Raw genomic sequence first — 3,703 nt, 5'->3', positions numbered from 1 at the left:
GGCATGGAGGCGCCCTCCTGGGGTGGGACCGGGATGCTGAACGCCGGACCATCAGACAGAAGACGTCTGACGTCCTGGCGGCAGACGGGACCCTAGGCAGCGTCCCCGACGGCCGTCAAGGGCTCCGCTCTGCCGGAAACACGACCCGGCAGAGCCATCGGGAGGGCGCAGGAGCAGGTCAGGCTTGGGCGGCGTCGCGGGCGCGGGCCTCGGAGATCCGGCGCCGCACCGGTGCGTAGTGCTCGCTCAGCGACTGCATGAAGGCAGCGGCGTCACCGGCCCGCGCGGCGTCCACGATTTTCTGGTGCGCGGCGATGGTCTCGGTCTCGTCGGCGTGCGTGAATCCGTCCAGGTGCGGCGCGACGATCGCGTACACGTCCCAGAAGGCCATCGAGAGCTGCTCGACCAGCTCGTTGCCGAGCGGCTCCACGAGCAGTGCGTGAAAGGCCCGGTCCGCCTCCACGAAGCCGCGCCCCTCCCCCGCGCCCTCGCGCATGTCGGCCACGAGGCTCTGCAGCGTGTCGAGTTGGCCGGAGTCGAGCGCCGTGACGATGCGGTCGGCCATCCCGCGCTCGACGAGCTCACGTACGTCCACGAGGTCCGCGAGCACCTGGAAGTCGTCGCCCGGTGACAGCAGACCGCGGAAGGTCAGACTCTCCACCAGGGCCGACAGGCTCAGCCTGCCGACGTAGGTGCCGTGGCCGTGGCGGACCTCGACGATGTCCAGGGCGTTGAGGATCTTGACGGCCTCGCGGACGCTGGAGCGGCTCGCGCCCAGCGCCTCGCACAGGGCCGGCTCAGTGGGCAGCGGGTCCCCAGGGCGCAGCCGCTCCTCCAGGATGTAGCGCTTGATGCCCTCGACGACCTCCTGCCGCAGCAGTTGCCGTCCGGGTTTCGCACCGGACGCCGGCGCTCCGGGCATGGGAGAACTCCCCACCTCTTGACCCCTTTCGATTGCCAAGCTACGTTCCCACGCTATCAAGGCATCAGACATCTTACGTCTTATGTCCGAGTTCCGGCCGATCTGCCGCCGCGGACGGCGTGATCGCCGGGGTGAAGGACTCCGGCGGCGAGACGGCACGTTCCGCCGACTTGCCCCAGGGACAACAGACTTGGCGGAGTTCTCGGTGCTCACCGGACATGAGCCGGTCGTCGACGCGACGATGCTCTCGGAGCCTTCAAGACGGCCCTGATGCGTGCGGGGCTGTCCCGGGCCCGCTGATCTCGCGGGGCGCCGTCCCGGCAGGCCCGTCGGGGAACAGCCTGGCCAGCGGACGGATGAGGCAGCGCGTCACGCACCAGGCGACCGAGAGGGAGGCGAAGAGAAGAGCGACGTCCGCGGCCGCGTGCACGAGTCCGGCCGGGGCGGCCCGCCCGATCAGGATCGAGCCGGACAGGCTGGTGATCCAGCCCACCACCGTCAGCAGGGAGGCGGCGACGGATACCGGCACGCCGCCGAGGCCCACCGCACCGGCGTCCGCATCCGAGTCGAAGGTGCCGGCATCGGCGCCGCCGAGTGCGACGAGCAGCCAGAAGCCCAGGACCACCGGGAGTGCGGCGCTGAAGAGGATGGCGGGGAATCCTGCCACGGAATGGAGAAACTCCCCCATCCCGCCACCCCCTTCGCCCCCCGCTGCGGCTCGGGTTCCGGTGCCGGAGCCCGCTCACGCGGACCGGCACCGGAACCTCGCCCCCCGTTCCTGCCACGACCATCCTGGTCCGCGGGCCGGTCCCGGCGCACTGCCGCACTCCGGCAGTCTTTACGCGTTGTTGATGCCGGGCGCCCCGCGCCGGCGGAGCGGGATCGCCGCGTGAGAGGGCGTGGCCCGCCCCTCGCGGGCTACCGGCTTTCTCGAATCCCCGACCGGTCGGCGAAGACCGGGCCGGTTTCCACTATGCTTCCTGGCACAACCGTCGGCGCCGAGATGCGATCCGGTGTTGCGTGCACCATCAGCGCTCTCGTCGCACCCAGCCCCGTCAGCGGAAAGAAGTCCGACGGGGCCGTCGCGCATTCTCGGGGCTGCCACACGTCGTAAGCACGGTCTTCGCTCCCCGCGACCCGCGTGTCCTTGTCGGCCGACCAGGTCTCGGTGTGTGGACCGTGCCCCGGTGGCAAGATGTACGAGAGAGACGACGTCGATCGGAGTGTCATCGATATGGGACTGAGTCCCGAACCCGATCGCAGGTCCCGGGATGCGGCTCATGCGGGTTCCGAGTTCATCGAACTGCTCGAGGTCATGTGGGAGCAGGGACGTGAGGCCGTTCCGACCGGGCCCGTGTCTCCGTCCCAGTTGCGCGTGCTGTACGCACTGGACCGCGAGGAAGGCATCAACCTGCGGATGCTCTCCGAAGCCCTGAAGTCGGCTCCGCCGTCGGTGAGCCGCCTGTGCGACCGGTTGCAGGCCACCGGCCTGATCGAACGCACACCAAGTCCGGTCAGCAGACGGGAGCTGGAGCTGCGCCTCACCAGCCTCGGCCGGGCCTACCTCACCGACCTGCGCAAGCGCCGCGAGGGCATATTGATGGCCACCATCGACGCCATGCCGCCCAAGGCGCGGCGCGCGCTGCTCGAAGGGCTCAGAGCCTTCCGCGACGTCGCGTCCGCGCCCGGGCAGGACGGCGACGACGCCAGAACCTGGCGCTCGGTGGGCTAGCCGGACCGCCGCGCGCCCGCCCTGCCCCGGCCGGCCCCGCCTGTCACCGGCGCGTCATACCCGCCCGAACCAGTCGAGGCAGACCACCAGAGCGTCGTCCTCCAGGGGCAGCGCCCCCCGGTACTCACCGAGATCGCGCAGTACCGCCTGCGGCACCTGCGAGGCCGGCAGCAGACGGTGCGCGGACAGGGACCGGGCAAGAGCCCGCTCGCCGTACCGCTCCCCCGCCTGCGAGACGCTGTCGAAGACCCCGTCGCTGCCGATCAGGATGCGGTCGCCCGGTTCGATCCGGAGGCGCTCCGCGACATAGGCCGTCTCCTCGAACATCCCGAGGGGAAGCTGCGCGTCGAAGTCGACGGACTCGACCGACCGGCCCCGCAGCCGCCACATGCGGGGGGATCCGGCATCGACGGCCTCCACCTCGCCGGTGGCGAGATCGAAGCGCAGCAGCAGGACGGAGGCGTGCAGCTCACCGCGGTACTGCGCATAGACGGCCTGGTCGGCGAGGCTCGCCTGGCCGGGAAGGTCGAGTCCGGCGCGGCGGGCGTTGCGCAGCGCGTTCACCACGAGGTTGCTCAGGAGCGCCGCTTCCATCCCCTGACCCATGCCGTTGGTCACGGTGAGCGTGAGGTGGTGTGCGGAGACCGACCAGTCGAAGTTGTCGCCGTAGATGGCGTAGGCGGGTTCCAGATGGGCGCCGAGGGCGAACTCGGGACGCGCCACCGAGCGCCCGGGCAGCAGCTGCCACTGCATCTCGGCGGCCAGTGTCAGGCGGTTGGCCCGGCGCGCGAGGAGGTACAGATCGGTGTCGCGTTCGGCGACCAGGATCTCGTGGCCCAGCGCCTCGCAGATGCGCTGCATGTCCGCCAGCTGCGCCCGGGAGCACTGCTCCTGCGGCAGGGTGACGGTCAGAACGCCCATCCGGTCACCCCGGACGGTCACCGGCAGGTGCACGGTCGCCGGACCCGCCCTCATTTCCGGCCCACAACGCCCCGGTATCCTGCGGATGTCCACTCCCCGCACATCCGAAGCCGAAGGGCACCCCCGTG

General features: G+C 70.7%; 3 protein-coding genes and 2 pseudogenes. 2 read left to right on the top strand and 3 right to left on the bottom strand.

The genetic code is table 11. The features are described 5' to 3' along the window. Positions 1-178 precede the first annotated feature (178 nt). On the bottom strand, positions 179-922 hold the full coding sequence (locus ACQKIP_RS42655; RefSeq protein ID WP_365864649.1) for a FadR/GntR family transcriptional regulator: 744 nt from the start codon (positions 920-922) through the stop codon (positions 179-181). Positions 923-1,029: 107 nt separating this feature from the next. Between ACQKIP_RS42655 and ACQKIP_RS42650 the strand changes: the two are divergent. Next, positions 1,030-1,172 (top strand): annotated as a pseudogene (locus ACQKIP_RS42650) (dihydrodipicolinate synthase family protein); the annotation flags it as partial. Positions 1,173-1,178: 6 nt separating this feature from the next. Here ACQKIP_RS42650 and ACQKIP_RS42645 read toward each other — a convergent pair. Next, complete coding sequence (locus tag ACQKIP_RS42645) at positions 1,179-1,589, bottom strand: hypothetical protein (protein WP_365864652.1); 411 nt, start codon at positions 1,587-1,589, stop codon at positions 1,179-1,181. Between the two features lie 567 nt (positions 1,590-2,156). On the opposite strand from ACQKIP_RS42645, the gene ACQKIP_RS42640 reads away from it, so the two are divergent. Next, complete coding sequence (locus tag ACQKIP_RS42640; RefSeq protein ID WP_365864653.1) at positions 2,157-2,654, top strand: MarR family winged helix-turn-helix transcriptional regulator; 498 nt, start codon at positions 2,157-2,159, stop codon at positions 2,652-2,654. Positions 2,655-2,708: 54 nt separating this feature from the next. On the opposite strand, the pseudogene ACQKIP_RS42635 reads toward ACQKIP_RS42640, so the two are convergent. Beyond that, positions 2,709-3,620: pseudogene (locus tag ACQKIP_RS42635) on the bottom strand (PP2C family protein-serine/threonine phosphatase); the annotation flags it as partial. Between the last annotated feature and the right edge of the window lie 83 nt (positions 3,621-3,703).

It is taken from the genome of Streptomyces sp. NPDC059900, assembly GCF_050270335.1.
In the GTDB taxonomy this organism is placed as follows: Bacteria; Actinomycetota; Actinomycetes; order Streptomycetales; family Streptomycetaceae; genus Streptomyces.
Note: the sequence above shows the minus strand (reverse complement) of the source record. Positions and strands in the feature narration are given on the sequence as shown.

Bases quoted from the DNA above. Each gene is read 5' to 3' on its own strand.
- ACQKIP_RS42655 (WP_365864649.1), bottom strand. From the start codon at position 922: ATGCCCGGAGCGCCGGCGTCCGGTGCGAAACCCGGACGGCAACTGCTG.
- ACQKIP_RS42640 (WP_365864653.1), top strand. From the start codon at position 2,157: ATGGGACTGAGTCCCGAACCCGATCGCAGGTCCCGGGATGCGGCTCAT.